Source organism: Hymenobacter puniceus (genome assembly GCF_014333525.1).
GTDB lineage: Bacteria > Bacteroidota > Bacteroidia > Cytophagales > Hymenobacteraceae > Hymenobacter.
Genome location: NZ_JACSCX010000006.1, coordinates 78,658 through 95,835 on the forward strand (window position 1 = coordinate 78,658; position 17,178 = coordinate 95,835).

General features: G+C 53.5%; 16 protein-coding genes. 6 read left to right on the forward strand and 10 right to left on the reverse strand.

The genetic code is table 11. From position 1 onward, the window contains the following. The first annotated feature begins 36 nt into the window (after nt 1-36). The 6 genes from H8B14_RS16270 (at nt 37) to H8B14_RS16295 (ending at nt 6,152) form a co-directional block, all read left to right on the forward strand. On the forward strand, nt 37-660 hold the full coding sequence (locus tag H8B14_RS16270; RefSeq protein WP_187316718.1) for an ExbD/TolR family protein: 624 nt from the start codon (nt 37-39) through the stop codon (nt 658-660). A gap of 72 nt (nt 661-732) precedes the next feature. Next, complete coding sequence (locus H8B14_RS16275; RefSeq protein ID WP_315984844.1) at nt 733-1,191, forward strand: ExbD/TolR family protein; 459 nt, start codon at nt 733-735, stop codon at nt 1,189-1,191. Next, entirely contained in the window at nt 1,188-2,015 is an 828-nt protein-coding gene (locus tag H8B14_RS16280) for an energy transducer TonB (protein ID WP_261990063.1), read from the forward strand. Before H8B14_RS16275 ends, H8B14_RS16280 begins: the two co-directional genes overlap by 4 nt. Before the next feature lie 225 nt (nt 2,016-2,240). Next, nucleotides 2,241-3,077 (forward strand): energy transducer TonB, encoded by an 837-nt coding sequence (locus H8B14_RS16285; RefSeq protein ID WP_187316720.1) that lies wholly within the window; start codon nt 2,241-2,243, stop codon nt 3,075-3,077. 332 nt (nt 3,078-3,409) lie between these two features. Next, complete coding sequence (locus H8B14_RS16290; protein ID WP_261990064.1) at nt 3,410-4,492, forward strand: PstS family phosphate ABC transporter substrate-binding protein; 1,083 nt, start codon at nt 3,410-3,412, stop codon at nt 4,490-4,492. Nucleotides 4,493-4,538: 46 nt separating this feature from the next. Then, entirely contained in the window at nt 4,539-6,152 is a 1,614-nt protein-coding gene (locus H8B14_RS16295) for a tetratricopeptide repeat protein (RefSeq protein WP_187316721.1), read from the forward strand. Between the two features lie 73 nt (nt 6,153-6,225). Here the strand turns inward: H8B14_RS16295 and H8B14_RS16300 are convergent, their stop codons facing one another. From H8B14_RS16300 to H8B14_RS16345, 10 genes are all read right to left on the reverse strand, one after another. Continuing rightward, nucleotides 6,226-7,317 carry an RluA family pseudouridine synthase gene (locus tag H8B14_RS16300; protein WP_187316722.1) on the reverse strand — a complete coding sequence of 364 codons (1,092 nt, stop codon included), beginning with the start codon at nt 7,315-7,317 and terminating at the stop codon, nt 6,226-6,228. 95 nt (nt 7,318-7,412) lie between these two features. Beyond that, a complete protein-coding gene (locus tag H8B14_RS16305; RefSeq protein ID WP_261990065.1) occupies nt 7,413-8,063 on the reverse strand; it encodes an OmpH/Skp family outer membrane protein in 651 nt (216 codons plus the stop codon). A 46-nt stretch (nt 8,064-8,109) separates the two neighbouring features. Beyond that, entirely contained in the window at nt 8,110-8,784 is a 675-nt protein-coding gene (locus tag H8B14_RS16310) for an OmpH/Skp family outer membrane protein (protein ID WP_187316724.1), read from the reverse strand. Nucleotides 8,785-8,828: 44 nt separating this feature from the next. Continuing rightward, nucleotides 8,829-11,354 carry an outer membrane protein assembly factor BamA gene (gene bamA / locus H8B14_RS16315; RefSeq protein ID WP_187316725.1) on the reverse strand — a complete coding sequence of 842 codons (2,526 nt, stop codon included), beginning with the start codon at nt 11,352-11,354 and terminating at the stop codon, nt 8,829-8,831. Nucleotides 11,355-11,369: 15 nt separating this feature from the next. Continuing rightward, nucleotides 11,370-12,116 (reverse strand): isoprenyl transferase, encoded by a 747-nt coding sequence (locus tag H8B14_RS16320; protein WP_187316726.1) that lies wholly within the window; start codon nt 12,114-12,116, stop codon nt 11,370-11,372. 72 nt (nt 12,117-12,188) lie between these two features. Next, complete coding sequence (gene porG / locus H8B14_RS16325; protein WP_187316727.1) at nt 12,189-12,944, reverse strand: type IX secretion system protein PorG; 756 nt, start codon at nt 12,942-12,944, stop codon at nt 12,189-12,191. Nucleotides 12,945-12,992: 48 nt separating this feature from the next. After that, nucleotides 12,993-13,889 carry a DUF6089 family protein gene (locus tag H8B14_RS16330; RefSeq protein ID WP_187316728.1) on the reverse strand — a complete coding sequence of 299 codons (897 nt, stop codon included), beginning with the start codon at nt 13,887-13,889 and terminating at the stop codon, nt 12,993-12,995. Nucleotides 13,890-14,017: 128 nt separating this feature from the next. Continuing rightward, nucleotides 14,018-14,911: an NAD kinase gene (locus H8B14_RS16335; RefSeq protein ID WP_187316729.1), complete on the reverse strand. Its 894-nt coding sequence runs from the start codon at nt 14,909-14,911 to the stop codon at nt 14,018-14,020. Nucleotides 14,912-14,945: 34 nt separating this feature from the next. Further along, complete coding sequence (locus H8B14_RS16340) at nt 14,946-16,364, reverse strand: POTRA domain-containing protein (protein ID WP_187316730.1); 1,419 nt, start codon at nt 16,362-16,364, stop codon at nt 14,946-14,948. 68 nt (nt 16,365-16,432) lie between these two features. After that, nucleotides 16,433-17,110: a CBS domain-containing protein gene (locus H8B14_RS16345; protein WP_261990067.1), complete on the reverse strand. Its 678-nt coding sequence runs from the start codon at nt 17,108-17,110 to the stop codon at nt 16,433-16,435. Between the last annotated feature and the right edge of the window lie 68 nt (nt 17,111-17,178).

Genomic DNA, 17,178 nt, shown 5'->3' on the forward strand with positions numbered 1-17,178 from the left:
TCTTCGTTTTTCTGAATATTCTCAACCACGCACGAAATGGGTAAAGTAAAGCCTCATAGAACCGGCCCTTCGCTGGATATGACCCCGATGGTGGATCTGGCCTTCCTGCTGGTGACATTCTTCATGCTGACCACCAAATTCTCTCCAGAGGAAGTGGTGGTGGTTGATACGCCTTCTTCTACTTCTGACTTCAAGCTGCCGGAGAGCAATGTAATCCGCCTTCTGATCGACAAAGACAAGCGTGTCTTCTTCGGTCTGGAAAGCGACAAAGCCCGCCCGGTATTGCTTGATAAGATGGCCGCCAAGTATGGTGTCACCTTCACCGAGAAGCAAAAGAAAGCCTTTAGTGGCCTCAACAGCTTCGGCGTTCCAATTCAGCAGCTTGGCTCCCTTTTGAGCATGTCTACTGAGGCTCGCAAAGAAGTGAAGCAGCCCGGTCTTTTGTCTGTTACCGATACGGTGCAGCTGCTGGACTGGGTGATGGAAGCCCGTAAGGCCAACCAGGAAGCGGTTGGTAAGCCCACGTTTATCGCCATCAAAGGTGATAACAACGCGGACGTAGCTACCGTGAAGCGTGTCATCCAGCTGATGCAAAACAAGAACATCAACCGTTTCAACCTCGTTACTGACTTGGAAACCAAGCCGGTGGTGAGCCGTTAAACCAGCAGCGACATGGCAGAAATACAACAACAAGCCGACTCTGGTAAAGGAGGAAAGAAGCGGGCCAAAAAAATGTCGACCAAAATCGACATGACCCCGATGGTGGATTTGGCCTTCCTGCTTCTGACCTTCTTCATGCTGACCACGACGTTCAATAAGCCGAACGTGATGCAGCTGACCATGCCGGTAAAGGAAAAGAACCCCGAAGAACAATCCCAGATCAAGGCATCCAATGCCTTCACGATTCTGATGGGAGAGGCCAACAAAGTATACTTCTACGACGGCCTGCTGGCCGACGATGTGAAGCCTGAGTTGAAGCTCTCCAACTACTCGGCTGACGGCATTCGTAAGGAATTGCTGTCCCGCCGTCGGAATCCAGATCTGGTGGTACTCATCAAGCCGGACGATAAGTCCAACTACCAGAACATGGTAGATATCTTGGATGAGATGAACATAACCGACCAGAAGAAATATGCGTTGGTTGACATTTCGAAGGCTGACTTGGAGCTCATTAAATCCTCCGGACTATGATGGATAACGCGCAAATAGCGCAGGCGAGCCTCAACGACATCGTATTTGAAGGCCGGAACAAGGCCTACGGTGCGTATGTGTTGCGGCGCTTGTACAACAAGCACGTCACGCGCGCCCTTCTCATCGCAGTTGCCTTCTTTGCCCTACTCGTAAGCTTCCCGCTGATTGCACGAATCTTCAGCGACAACACGGTAGTGGAAGAAGACAAGATGTTGAAGGAAAACGTCCTGATGGATGCCCCTCCATTGGACCAGACCAAACCACCGCCACCGCCGCCACCGCCGGAGGCACCACCACCGCCACCACCGAAGCTCTCCACCATCAAATTCACCCCTCCGGTCGTGAAAAAAGATGAGGAGGTAGTGAAGCAGGAGGAAATTCCAGATCAGAAGGAGCTGGAAGATAAGGTAGTTTCGACCGTCACGGTAAAAGGCAACACTGATAACCCAATCGACTTGAATGGGCTGGAAGGTGAAGGCAACAAAGTGGTGGAAGAGGTAGTAGAGCAGAAAGTCTACCAGTACGTGGAGCAAATGCCCGTATTCCCTGGTGGACAGGAAGCTTTGCTGCAATACATTGGCAAGAACATTAAGTATCCTGCACTGGCTCTGCGTAACCAGGTAGAAGGCAAAGTATTTATTGCTTTCGTGGTTGGTCCGGATGGCCAAGTGTCAGATGTGAAAGTTCAAAAGGGCATTGGCGCTGGCTGCGACGAAGAAGCTAGCCGCGTAATCAAGACCCTGCCAAAGTTTGCACCAGGTAAGCAGAACGGCCGTGCCGTGAGCGTATCTTACACAGTACCGGTAACCTTCGCTATTAAGTAAGCATACCACGTTTGGCCTCGGTCAAACAACTTAAAATCCCGCATTTGGCTTTGGCCGGATGCGGGATTTTTTTTGCAAAAAAATATATACGGCTTGCATACTATATAAAATCAGGCATGCGTTATATTCTTGAAAGCCAGACGACAGGAGGTTAGTAGGGAGGTTGGAAGTTTGGTTTGGGAGTGCGCTACGTGTATCCGTTTCACCTTTAGCCCTATATGCCCCATGACCAACAACACCCTCGATCTGCGCACCGCCACTCTCGACGACATGGTCTTCGAGGGACGCAACAAGGCGTACGGCGCCTTCCTGCTTCGGCGCCTCTATCATCAGCATTTAGCGCGGGCCTCGGCTACTGCTATTGTGCTGAGTCTGCTATTCATCAGCTCGCCGCTGGTAATCCGGTACCTGTTTCCGCCAATAGTGGTAGCTCCGGATGTCTTTGTTTTGCCCGATGAAGGTATCACACTGATTGAGCCACCTGTGTTTGATGACCATAAGGTGGAGCCGGCTAAGCAAGTGGCCGTTACGGTTAAGCCTCCACAGGCTACTACCCCCACTAAAGTGGTAAAGGACGAGTTGGTAAAACCGGAAATAGCTAAACCGGAAATCACGGAGGTGGGCCCAATAGCCGAGGTAGATGGTCCGACTGGCCCGGTTGCCATCCCTGGCTCGTCGACCGGCAGTCTTACAGGCAACCCCACTGGCACCACCGACTCTGGCACGACCAAGACGACAGCGCCGCCTAAGCCGTTTATCACGGCGGAAGTAATGCCACAATTTGTGGGTGGCCAGGAAGCGCTAATGCGCTATATGCAGAAAAACCTGCGCTACCCGGCACAGGCATTACGCAACAGTGTGTCTGGCCGCGTATATATTTCCTTCACAGTGCTGGCCAGCGGCGACATTGCCGATGTACAGGTACTGAAAGGCCTGGGCTTTGGAACGGATGAGGAAGCCAGCCGGGTGGTAAAGAATATGCCGGCCTGGACTCCGGGCCAGCAGAACAAGCGTACCGTTGCAGTACGCTATACCTTGCCTATCACCTTCCGCTACGAGTAGCCGATACAGTATCAACGGCCACTAAGTATCAGTTAGTTACGCTGGAGCAATTTTTAAAGGGTCAAAAATCAGTTGGTTTACAATAAACCGGCTGATTTTTGACTTTTTTTGTGGCAACAACGCGCCTCACTCATCGTTTAGACGAACCAGTGCAGGAAAAAAAAGTGTTACATAAGCGCCCGGCACTTCAACCGGGCTGGCAAACATGACCAACCGACCCACAACCGAAGAACGCCTCAACCAAACAGGTCCCAAAACGCTGTTGCGCTACTTCCTGCTATTGATGACTATCGTCTATATTGGTTTGGGCATCTGTTTATGGATTGCACCCATTGCGCTTAATCTTACCCCTACTGTTCGCCGGATCTTGGGCGGGGTATTCGTGCTGTATGGAATCATTAGATTTGTCCGCATCTACCGGGAACATTTTCAGACTTTCTCCAAGCATGACCGCACCACTCGTTAATATGCAGCGCCTAGGTTTGCCGCTGGCTCTCGGGGCTATGCTGCTTGGCAGCTGCAACCAGAACCCTGACGCCAATACGGGCCCAAATGATGATACGGCAACCAGCGGCCGGATTCAGATCAGTGTAGATGAGACGTTTGCTCCTATCGTTAAATCACAGGTAGACACGTTTCAGAAGCTCTACACTTACGCGCATATTGATGCGGCTTATAAAGCCGAGGACTATGTGGCCAACGATCTGGTGACCGGCAAAGTGCGGGCTGTAGTGCTTTCACGCCCGCTTACAGCAGAGGAACAGGCTGATCTGGAAAAACAGAAGCTGTTTCCGCGTACTACCAAGATTGCTACCGATGGCTTGGCTATCATTCTGCACCCATCCAATCCTGACTCTCTGTTGACGATGGCTCAGCTCAAGGCTATCTTCACGGGGCAAACCAGTAGCTGGAGGCAAATCAGTGGTAAAGACAAGCTGGACAAGATTAATGTGGTATTTGATGCCAACCGCTCCAGCACCACCCGTTATGTACAGGACTCGATTACGCGGGGCACAGCCCTCACCAAGCAGGTATTCGCCGCAAAATCGAACCCGGCGCTCCTCGATTACGTTGCTACTCATCCAAACGCTATAGGCATAGTAGGCGCCAACTGGATCAGTGACCGGGACGACGCGGCTGTACAACGGTTCTTGAAGCAGGTACGGGTAGCAGGCATCAGCAAATCAGCCAGCCCTAAATCTGAAGAAGATTACTTGCAGCCATATCAAGCTTTTCTGGCCCTGAAAACCTACCCGCTACGGCGTGAAGTATATATTATCAGCCGTGAAGGGCGGGCCGGACTTGGCACCGGTTTTGCATCCTTTGCAGCAGGTACCAAAGGGCAGCTAATAGTGCTCAAGTCGGGAATGATGCCTGCTACCGGGCAAACCCGGATTGTCACTATCAAGAAGTAACAGTCCTTTCCACAGAAACACACCTTTTTTCACCAACCTTATGCTCATGAACTTCAAGCCCTGGAATCTTTCGTTCCTCGTTGCCTTGTCAGTTTCCGGCTCTGCCGCTTTCGCTCAGACGACTCCCCAGAAATCCATTGAACTGGAGCGTTACAGCGAAGCACGCGCCGCTTTGTTGCGTCAGGGCCAATCGGCCGAATCTTCGTTCGAGCTGGGTCGCCTGTACCAGATGCGCGCTATGCCTGACTCGGCTGCCTACTATTTCAACCGCATCAGCCTCGACCCCAAAAACCCGATGACCATGGTGGCTGCAGGTCGTGCCGCGTTGGCACAGGGCAAAGCGGCTGAGGCGCAGGTGCAGTTCGACAATGCGGTGAAAGCCAGCAAAGGCAAGGATGCCAAAGTCTACACCATGATTGCGCAGGCTTATGGTGAGTCGGATCTGAAGGACGCGTCGAAAGGCCTTACCTACGTTGATGCAGCGCACAAGCTCAATAAGAACAAAGACGATGCAGCTTTGATGATTGCTCGTGGCAACATCTACGCTAAATCGGAGAGCGGTGGCGGTGAGGCCATGAACAGCTACGAGCGTGCCCTTCTGGCCGATCCAAACAGCGCCCAGGCCAGCTACCGCAAAGGAGAGCTGAACGTTCGTTCGCGTAACTACAATGACGCCCGCACTGCGTTTGAAAAAGCCATCAGCGTTGATCCTAACTACGCTCCGGCTTACAACGCATTGGCAGAAACGTATTTTTATGCCGGCAAGTACGACGACGCGCTTGCTACCTTCCAGAAGTACCAGGGAGTGGCTGAGAAGTCGCCAGGTACGGATGCAAAGTATGCTTCTTTCCTGTTTCTGACCAAGAAGTATCCGGAAGCACTGGTGGAAGTGGAGAAAGTATTGGCCCGCGACCCGCAGAACGTGACCATGAACCGTCTGAAGGCCTATTCGTTGTTTGAAACCGGCAAGAACGCCGAGGCTCTTACAGCTATGGAGGCTTATATGAAGGTACAGCCCGCTGACAAGCTCATCACCGAAGACTACGTGTACTACGGTAAGATGCTCTCAAAAGCAGGTCGTGCTGATGAAGGCACTGCTGCTATCCAGAAGGCTATTGCTGCTGACCCGAAGAAGGCTGCCGAGTTGCAGAACGAGCTGGCGGCTAGCTACATGCTAGCTAAAAACTACCCTGCTGCCATCAAGGCCTATCAGTCGAAGATGAAAGCAGACGGCACGCCTGAGCTAACCGACCAGATCCGTCTGGCCGTAGCCTACGGTGGAAACAAGCAGTATGACAAGGCTGACAGCCTCTACAATGCTGTGCTGGTGGCTCGTCCAACGTACGTTCCTGGCTACCTGATGCGCGCCAAAGCCAACTACTACATGGACCCAGATTCCAAGCAGGGTTTGGCTAAGCCTCACTATGAGAAGTACATTGAGATGGCCAAGGCCGATCCAGCTAAGTACAAGGACGGGCTGGTAGAAGCCAACAGCTACCTCGGCTACTACTACTATCAGAAAGGAGACAAGAATACTGCTGCTCCTTACTACAAGGAAGTACTGGTGCTTGACCCTACCAACGAGAATGCTAATTCGGTAATCAAGTCGATGCAGGCACCAGCCAAGGCTCCGGCTAAAGCTGCTCCAAAGAAGAAGTAATTCCGTTGCGTTAAACAAAAAAGGCCTGCTACTTGGTAGCGGGCCTTTTTGTTTAACGCAACGGATGCCAGCACTATTTCTCAAAGCCAGCCCAATGTTCCAATAAGGCCGTAAAATCGGCCGGCAGTTCTGCCTCGAACTGCATCTGCTCGCCCGTAACCGGATGTACAAAGCCCAATGACTTGGCATGCAATGCCTGGCGCGGCATTAGCTCGAATGCTTTTTCCACAAAGGCTTTGTAAGCACCGGTGCGCTGGCCGTACAGCACTTTGGTACCGCCATACGTAGCATCCGAAAACAGTGAGTGGCCGATGTGTTTCATGTGCACCCGAATCTGGTGGGTGCGGCCTGTTTCGAGGTTGCACTGCACCAATGCCACGTAACCGAACGTCTGGAGCACTTTGTAATGCGTAACGGCGTGCTTGCCGTGCTCGTCGCCGAGCGGAAATACGGTCTGCACTTTGCGGTCTTTCAGGCTGCGGCCAATATTGGTACTGATGGTGCCCTCTGTCTCCTTCGGAATTCCCCAGACCAGTGCCAGGTAAGTGCGCTCGATGGTATGGTGGAAGAACTGCTGCGAAAGATGCGTCATGGCCCATTCCGTTTTGCCGATAACTAGCAGCCCCGACGTGTCTTTATCGATGCGGTGGATTAGACCGGGCCGGATGTCGCCGTTGCGACCGGTGGGTAGATTATTCAGGTGATAGGAAAGGCCATTTACCAGCGTACCGCACCAGTGCCCGAAGGCCGGATGCACTACCATACCGGCGGGCTTGTTCACCATCAGCAACGATTCGTCTTCGTAGCGAATATCCAGCTCCATTTCCTCGGGCTGCACGCCTACCTCACGAGGTGGCTCGGGCAGCGTGATGGTTATCACGTCGCCGGGCTTTACGCGGTAGTTGGATTTCACGGCCCGCTCGTTTACCTGCACCGCCTCGGCCTTGATGGCGTTCTGGATTTTGGTGCGGGAAGCATTCTGCAGGCGGTTGAGCAGAAATTTGTCCAGCCGAATCAGTTCCTGCCGCTTGTCGGCATGAATGCGGTGGTGCTCATACAGTTCGTCTTCGCCTTCAGTTTCCTCGTCGTCATCATCCTGCTCGGGAGCAGAAAGCAGCGGCAATGGAGCTACAAAATCGTCGTCGGTTGCGTCAGGAGTGGTCATAGGGTGCGAAAGGAACATGTAACCCTTCTATAAACAACGAAGCCGGAGCACAGCGGCTCCGGCTTCATTACTGAACTGATAAGGTGGTAACGGCCTTATTTCTTCGTTTTGGTTTTGGTCTTGGTAGAAGCAGCCGGAGTAGCGGGAGCAGCGGCTGGGGTGGCAGCCTTAGGAGCCGCCTGCGCAGCGCCTGGGGTTACACCCATCTTCTTCAATACCAGATCCGAAATATCGCCTTCTTTCGGGCCGTGCAGCAGCACTGGGCTGGCCCCATCGGAGTTCAGCACGTAGGTGTAGCCGTTTTCTTCGGCCACCACGTCAATCGTCTTCTGGAGCTTGTCGAGGGCGGGCTTCAGCAGGGTCTGCTGCTTCTGCTGCAGGCTCTGGTCGGCGCTGCGCTGGAACTCCTGGATGGACTGCTGCAGATTGGTCAGCTCCTTCTCTTTATCGGCCCGCACGGCTTCGGCCATAGCAGCTCCACCTTTCTGGTAAGCTTCTGCCTTGGTCTGGTATTCCTGGTATTTGCTTTTCAGCTGGTTTTCAAGCTGGGTGCTGAACGCCTTCAGGTCCGACTCGATCTGGCGGCTCTCTGGCATCTGGCTCAGCACATACTCTACGCTGGTATAGCCGATCTTCAGTGGACCACTGGTGCTCGTGGTGGCCGTAGTAGGCGCCTGCGCCAGCGTAGCCGTGGCCGAGGTGAAAGTGAGGGCGGCCGCAGCCAACGCAACGCGGAATAGGTTCATCGTGGTCATCAAAAGAGAAACGTCTGAGGTTGTTTGAAGTACAAAGTTAGTTTTTTCGGCTGGCCGGACGCGCCGGGCGGGCAGCAGGCTTTGTAGCGCCTTTCTCGGTGTCTACATCCGCCTCGTCGCCGGCAGGGGTCTGAGGCGTTGCCACCGTCTTCACGCTGCCCCTCTGCGGGGTTTGGTTGCGGTCTTCACTAGCCAAACCCAATTCTTCCAGTACAAATTCCGTGTAGTCATGCACTGGGTTGGTGTAGAGCATGGTCAGGTCGCCGGATTTATCGAATACGATGGCCAGCTGCTTTTTCTTGGCCACTTTCTCAATGGCCTCGAACACTTGGTCCTGCACGGGCTTGGTCAGCTCCTGCCGCTTCTTAAACAGCTGGCCTTCGTAGCCAAAGATGCGGTTCTGGTAGGTTTTGATGTCCTGCTCTTTCTTTAGAATCTCGTCCTGCCGCTTTTTCTTCATTGGCTCGGTCAGCAAGACTTCCTCCGCCTGATAAGTACGGTAGAGCTTGTCAAGGTCTTTTTTCTGGGCCTCTATTTCCTTCTGCCAGTTGCCCGACAGCGTATTGAGTTCCGTTTGGGCTTGCGCGTAGGCCGGCATTTTGCCCATAATAAATTCGGAATCAACGTAGCCGAATTTCTGAGCGGAAGCTGTTGTGTTGGTGGCACATAGTAATACCAGCGTAGCGGCCAGCGCGGAGAGCAGCTTTTTCATACTTAATGAAATGAATTGAATTGGCTGGCCAGCGCGCGCATTGGTTAGCGAATCTGCTGGCCGATGATGAAGTGGAATTGGTTGCGGTCTTGGGCAGTCTGCGAACCGCTCGTGCGCGGAATCAGGTCAAACGCCCGGCCGTAGTCGAACCCTAACAAACCAAATGCCGACATGAAGATTCGGGCGCCAAAACCAGCCGAACGATACAATTTATATGGATTGTAGTCGGTATAGCTGTTGAAGGAGTTGCCGGCTTCCGCAAAACTCAGGACATACACCGTAGCCGCGGGGTTCAGCGACACTGGGTAACGCATTTCCATCACGAACTTATTGTACACTACGCCACCGTTGTCGTTTTGGCGGGCCGTCGGAATGGCATTCGGGTCCTGTGGGTCGGCGTAGCCACGCAAACCGATGTATTCGGTACCGACCAGGAAGTTGGCGCCGCCACCAGCAGCCAGGCCGGAGCCACCCAGCTTAAAGCGCTCAAACGGCCCGATAGCGCGCGAGCTGTTATAGTTGCCAATGAAGCCGAAGTGGGCGCGGGTATTCAACACCAGCTTGCCTACAATCGGCGTAAACCACGAGGCATCCAGCATCCACTTGTGGAACTCCACCCACTCATTCACGTTCGGATGCGAGCCACTGAACACCGAGTATGGGGGCGTCAGGTTCACACTTAAGGCCAGCGAAGAGCCCCGGCGCGTATACGTGGGGTTGTCGATGCTATTGCGCGACAACGTGGTGTTAAGCGTGATGTTGTTGGCCGTACCGTTGCCGTTGGCAAATGCCTGAATGAATGGATAGTTTTTGAGCTTGTACTGGCTCACCGACAGCGAGTTGCTAAGCGTAAAGTAGTCGTCTGGCCAGCGCAGGCGGCGGCCCAAACTCAGCGAGGCGCTGTTCACCTTAATCGACTGCTCAGAGTTGGCATCAAAAGCCTGCCCTACCCGCTGGATGCTTTTATTGAGGCTAAACGACAGCGAATTGGGCTTGCGGCCACCCAGCCAAGGCTCCGTAAACGAGAACGAGTAGGCCTGATACTGTGTGCCGTTGGCCTGCACGTTCAAAGCCAGCCGCTGTCCGTCGCCGGCTGGCACGGGCGTCCAGTTGCGGAAATCGTTGGCCTTGCGCAGCGAGAAGTTATTGAATACCAGGCCCACTGTCCCGATAAAGCCCGCATAGCCGCCCCAGCCGCCCGAAAGCGTAATCTGGTCCGACGGCTTTTCCACCACCGTATAATTGATATCTACGGTGCCATCGGCCGGGTTCGGAACCGGGTTGATGCCTACTTTCTCGGGGTCGAAGTAGCCCAGCGTTGCTATTTCGCGCTGCGAGCGAATCAGCAGCTCCCGGTTGAACTTGTCGCCGGGCAGCGTACGTAGCTCGCGGCGCAACACATGGTCCGACGTCTTGGTGTTGCCGGCAATGTTGATATCCTTGATCCGGGCCTGCACACCTTCCGTGATGCGCATCTCAATGTCAATCGAGTCGCCTTCCACCTTGGTTTCTACCGGGTCGATGGAGAAGAACAGGTAGCCATCGTTCATGTAGAGCGAGGTAATATCCTGCCCCGTTGGGTTGTAGTTGAGGCGCTTGTCCAGCGTTTCCTTGCTGTATACGCTCCCTTCCTTGATGCCCAGCACCGACGCCAGCGTTTTGTCGTCGTAGAGGTAGTTGCCAGCCCAGTTGATGTTGCGGAAGTAGTACTTCGGGCCCTCGTCTACTTTAATACGTAGTGCCAGGCCGTCTCCTGTACGAATCAGGGTGTCGGATACCACAATAGCGTCGCGGTAGCCCTCAGCATTGTAGAACTCGATTAGCTTCTTCTTGTCCTCTTCAAATTCCAGCTTTTGAAACTTACCGGAGTTGAGGATTTTAGGAAACTTCTTCTCTTTGGTTTTCTTCAGCTTGCCTTTCAGCTTGCTGTCTTTGAACGCCTCATTGCCTTCAAAAGCAATGTCGCGCACCTTGATTTTACCGCCTTTATCTACGTTGATCTTCAGCACCACGCTGTTCGACAAACTTGAATCCGGCTGCTGCGTGATGTTGACTTTGGCGTCGAGGAAGCCTTTGTTGGTATAAAACTTCCGGACCTGAGTGCGCGTGTTACTCAGTAGCGCATCCGTCACTACTTTACCCCGGATCAGCTTGATCTTCTTTCCCAGGTCATCGGCTTGGCTTTTGCTGATACCAACGAACTCGAACTTCGACAGCCGCGGACGCTCTTTCAGATTAAAGTCCAGGAAGATGCGGTTGCCTTCAGTGCGCGCAATCGACACACTCACGTCACCCAGAATGCCTTGGTCCCAAAGCTTGCGGATGGCTTTGCCGATTTCTTCGCCCGGTACCGAAATAGGGTCACCAACACGTAAACCAGTAAGGCCAATCAGCGTATTAGCATCCAGATAGCGGGCACCACTAATGGTGATGCCACCTAATTCATACCGTTTCGGCTCTTCTCCGGCAGCCGCGGGCGCAACCTGCGCCATGCCCGCTATCGGAAACCCGACGCCCAGAGTCAGTACTACGGCCGCAACCCGGCCTACTGTGTGCAAAGAAAAATTCATTCTGTCGTCGAAACCTTACGAAACGGTGAGCTGCTCACTTGTCTTCCCAAAACGCCGCTCCCGGCGCTGGTACGCCTGAACTGCCTCCTCAAAATGCGTCCGGCGAAAATCCGGCCACAGCAAATCAGTAATATATAACTCGGTATAAGCCAGCTGCCACAGCAGAAAATTGCTTATCCGCTGCTCCCCGCTGGTTCTAATCAGCAATTCGGGGTCTGGTATTCCAACAGTAGCCAGATAGTTGGTAATCGTATCTTCCTGCACATCCTCTGCCCGCAACCTTCCTGCCGCAACATCTACTGCCATGCGTTTGGCAGCTTGCGTCAGGTCCCAGCGGCCACTATAGCTTAAGGCAAGTACCAACGTCATACGGGTACCAGCCTTCGTTATCTCAATAGCTTCGGCCAACTCTCGTTGGCAGGAAGCCGGCAAGTTTTCAATTTGCCCAATAGCCTGCAGCCGAATGCTATTCTTCAACAGCGTCGGTGTTTCCTGCCGGATGGTGTGCACCAACAGTTGCATCAGTGCCGTCACCTCATAAGCTGGTCGCGACCAGTTTTCGGTGGAGAAGGCATAGAGCGTCAGAAAGCGCACGCCCATTTCGGCGGCGCCTTCCACCGTATCGCGCACGGCCGTAATGGCACTTTGGTGCCCGAAGATGCGGAGGCCGCCCTTCTGCTTGGCCCATCGGCCGTTACCGTCCATGATTACGGCAACGTGGGCGGGAATATTCTGGGGGTCAATTTCGGACCGGACGGCCATTGTTGCTTTTTGCGTAAAGAGGCTGCAAGGTACGTAAATGGTTGCATACGTCTCTTTTCCGGTCGCAATCTGCTAGCGCAACAGCTTCGGATTGTCTTTATACTGCGGCGGGCAGTTGATTTTGTAGAACGTATAGGAGAGGCTGATGCCGTTGTAGAAGTACCAGTCTTGGTCGTTTGGGTTTCCAATTCGGTCATTCTGGCCACCCGTCTTACCATCGATATGGTCAATTTGGTCGCTAAAGGCTTTGCGCGCCCCTATTTCCAGCCCCAGGTTCCAGTGAGTGGATACAGCATATTTCAATCCGAAGCCAGCTGGCACTGCTAGTCCTAACATGGTGCCTGTTTTATTCAGACTTGCCAAGTTTGCGTTGTTGGTAGCTGTGGTAGTATTAGCCACAAACCCCGCTAGCCCAATAAATACATAAGGTGTAAAATGCACCTTGGCTTTGCGAAAATGGTAATCAAAGAAGTTGTACTCAACTATAGCGGAGGCTTCGTACAGGCTGCCTTTCATATTAGCTTGCCGATAAGCAGCCAGAGGCGGCACTCCCCCATTGAAGCCCTGCACATTGCCGTCGTCGGCCCTCAACAACCCGGCAGTCAGCCCGCCACGGAGCGTAATAGGAGCTGATATATCCTTACGGTAAAAAGCCGTGATGGCCGGACGGTTGTTCTTGAACTGGTAGCCGGGGGAAAGTTCACCACGGTAGCTCAGGCCTCCTAGGCCGATGCCAACCTCACTGGTATACTGGGCACTAGCCGAATGGGCAAAAAAAACACTCCCCGCCTGCACCGAGCAGACAAGGAGTGTTTTGATGAGATTCACTTTGGTCATTATAACTGGCTGTGGGTGAAACTAGCCAGCAGATGCTGACTAGCGGAATTTCGGGCTCTTCACTTTCGGAGCCAGGATGTAATTTACGGTGATACCGGTCGTAACGTACCAGTCATCCTCGTCGGACTTGCCACGCTGGCTGCCTGGGGCGTTGAAGTTAGGGAATTCACCTCCAGTAACCAGTACGTTGCCACCACCAAAGTACTTGGCTGCGTCAGACGACAAGGTAGCCTGATCTACGTAGACGGTGCTTACGTCATCGAGGTAGTCGTTGAAAGTCTTGCGGAATCCTACTTCCAGACCTACATCGAAGCTCTTGTTCACCTTATAACGGACACCACCGCCGAAAGGTATAGCAATGCCTGCTTTGTTGTAGTCAACACCTTCCGTTTTGAGGGGCTGAAGTGCAATGTACGAACCTTGGGAAAGGCTGCTGGGAGCATTCGCTCCTACCAGACCTTTAGGGTTGCCTGAATAAGCAGCCACACCACCGAATACGTAAGGAACCAAGTCAGGGCGCTTGATGTACGTGTTGCGGTTTGGAATCAGGTCGAAGATACCTACAACGGAGAATTCAGCAATATCATTGCGGAAGCTCATGTTACGGTTGTAACGGTATTTTGCGTCTGGGTCGTTCTTGTCAGCAGCCTTGGTATCATCACCTGTGATACGACCATAGGCTAAGGCAGCCCGAGCCGAAATACGCGGCGTGAAACGGTGCGTGAAGTTCACACCAATATTTGGGCGGGTGGCGCCAAAACGCAAGCTAGGAATGCTTGGTTTCGGAGTAATGTCGCCGAAGTAGTTCATTGCGTTGAGGCTAACGCCCACCGAATTGTACTGCTTTCGCTTGCTGAACTGCTGTGCGCTAGCCTCTGAGGCTACCAGCGACAGGACCAAAGCCAGCGCTAGAGTGTAGGTGAAGATCTGCTTCATATGGAGCAATGGTTTATGGATATCAAGGGGTTGGTGAGTAACTAAGGTGTGAAAATTCACGCTCAGTCAGCGACAAAATTAAGACAGTAAGGGAACTTAAAAAACTTATGTCAAAAAAAGAACTTTCACTATACTGGTATTCCAGCTGGGTTACGCCTGTCGAGGCCCCAATTTAGTTTACTCCGCAAGGTACTCAGGAAGTTAACATGATTGAGCTTTACCAGCCGAACAGTGAAATTTTCCCGGCGAACTGCAATCTGGATTCCGGCCTCCACAGCAACAGAGCGTGAATCCAGGGAAAGAAGAAACTGGTTGCTCCTGCCTTCTATTTCAAAGGAAATCACACTTCGGTCTGATACAATGAGTGGCCGTACATTCAAGTTGTGCGGACATACGGGAGCAATGATAAAATTGTTTGTCTGGGGTAGCATTACCGGGCCGCCGCAGCTAAGCGAGTACCCCGTAGAGCCTGTTGGGGTTGCCACAATCAACCCATCGGCCCAGTAAGAGTTGAGGTATTCGCCATCGATATAGGTGTGGACCACAATCATGGAGGAAGTATCCCGTTTCAGAATACTGAATTCATTGAGGCCAAAGTTTATACCATCAAATGCCTCTGGATCAGTGTCGACCCGGATCAGGCTGCGCTCCTCAATAACGAAATGCCCTTTGAAGAGAGCATCCAGCGCATGCGTAATCTGGTCAGGCGTGATAGTAGCAAGAAAGCCAAGCCGGCCTGTATGGATGCCTAATATTGGAATCTGGGCACTACCAACGTAAGTCACTGTATCCAGCAGGGTGCCGTCGCCACCGATGCTAAGCACGAACTGAATACCCCGTAAAGAATCGCCGCGCCGGAAAGTCTGCACGCCGTCGGGCAGTTGCAGGCGGTGGCTGAGATAGTCGTGAAACGATTCGGCAATACAAATTTCGGTTTGACGATTGCTCAGGTTATCCAGAAGGCCCTGCACAAAAGGCAAATTATCGTCTTCGAAGGGTTTTCCGAGAATGGCAATTTTCATACGTGTGGCAGCATCCACCGAGGTGGAAGGTAGTTCAAATAGGAAATTCGGAGCGAAAAAAGAATCCTCCCTGCCCTTGAAGAGTACGGGAATACTCCAAGGTGAATGTCCGGTCGTAGTAAGTAACTAGGTGCAGGCCCAACCCTACCGAGGCCAGCAGGCGTCCGGGCAGCTCATTAGGCCCTCTTCCAGAGGCAATACTTACATAGCCAGCATCGGCAAAGGTATTTAAATAGAGCACCAATGGAATGGTATTGATTTTGGGATTATCTACCGGGCCCAGCTGAAGCTTACCGGCGTCGAATAGCCGATAGCTGACGCCTTGTTGTAGCAGCGCATAGTGGCGGCCGTCGATTACGTAGGCGTCATAGCCCCGAACTAGTGCTTCGTAGCCCAGTGCCCGGTTATCGGAATAGCCAAGGCGGCGGCTGAACCGCATTTGACCTTGAGCGGCAGCACTGTAGTAGAAAGGCCCACCAAGTGCTACGTAGCGCGCATAGCGTCCTCGCGCTAACAGTTGGGGCGGCGCACCGGGCGTCAGGAAGCGCCGATAGACGATGCTACCCCGGAGGTAGCGTCCAGTGAGTGGATAAGCGAATGTATTGCGCTGGTTGAGCACCGCCGATAGCCCAAAGTCCAGAAACTGGCGCTGGGTGCGGCCCAGGAAATACTCAGGGTTTAACAGATTGACAGAATCTGAAATCTGCTCCTGATGAAAGCTCACATCGAAGGCCGCCAATGCCTGCACCGTGCGGCGCCACCGCAAGCCTACGGTAGCGTAAGTACGGCTGATAGGGTCGCCGCTCAGCGGCCGAAAAGTAGCCAGCCGATCCTGCAGCGTAGCGTAGTCCAGGGCCCGGGCGCGGTAAAACGACAGGCCGGCTCCGACACCAATACGGCGGCGGGGACCGTAGCCAGGGGCCTCATAGAACAGTTCGTACTTCCGATTGAAACCGAGCTGCAAATTGCCGAGTAACTCTTCGTTGCGGCCCCGAAAATTGCGCCGCGTGATATGCAGTCCGTAGTCGACGCGGCGCCACTTATCGGATCGGTCGGCCCAGGCGCGCAAGTTGCGGTCGGCGAGGGAGAAGATGGGCACTGGGAAGGTATACCAGCGTTCCTGCACGCTGAAAAGCACTGTAAGCTCGCCGTTGCGGCATGCCAGCTGTACCAGAACCTGATGAAACAGTTGCAGATTGAACAGCCGGCGGCGGTTGGCTTCCAGACGGCCTCGCAGGTCTGACGCACTAAGGGTATCTCCTTCCCGAAAATCCAGCTCGGCTCTCAGCACCTGCTCTTTGGTCACGTCGTTGCCAACAAACAGTAAGGTGGCAACACGGAGTATGGGGTAGTTGGGACACTGGGCCTGCAAAAGGCTATCCGGCGCACTGCGGCGCGTGGAATCCGGCGCGAAGTAGCTGGAAGTTACAGTGGTCTTACAATAGGCACGCATTGGACAGGCTGTATACACAACCGCCAGCATCAGCCACCACCAGCACCCTTTTTCCACTCGTCTGGCGCTTACAGGCTCAGATACTTAAGCAGCGCGTCATAGCGTTCCTGCTCGTTTTCTCCTAATTCCCCTACCCCACTGAACTGGGCCGTGATGGTATAGCCGAAACGCTCTAAGGTGGCAACTATTCTTGTGAGGCTGGGCGTATTCACTTTGATGGTGAGCCGAATACGATATTGATCATGCTCGTCTTGTGCAACGTGGGCGCTAAGGACTTTAGCCCCATTTTCTTCGATGTAGCGGCTAATGGTAGCCAAGGAATAGTCGCGCTCTTCCATCGACAGCACTAGCACCGCCCCCTGCCCGGCCGCGATAATTGGCTGCCCGAAAGCCGCCAATGTGTCACTGATTGTTACCACTCCCAGGTATTCGCGCTCCTTGTTCAGCACTGGTACCAGCTGCACCTTATTCTGGATGGCCACTTCCATGATGCTGTAGAAATGCTGGTCGTATTGCACGTGCACATCAGCATAGCTCAGCGGCAGCCCTGCCAATAGCTGCCCGTTGTTTTCGGCAAGCTCGTAGTCCAGCAAATCCGCTTCCGTGACCAGGCCGCGGTACTGTCTGTCGTCAAGCACGGGTAGCTGGCCGACGTGGAATTCCTCCAGCCACTTGGCCGCTTTCCCAACGGTGTCCGACACCTTCAGGGGCGGAATCATCTGGTTGAGCAGTTCTTCAGCAATCATGGAATGCATCGGCGGGCGTAATGGAGGTTGAGGAGCAAAGGCCGCATCTGCACGGCGGGCAGCTCCAC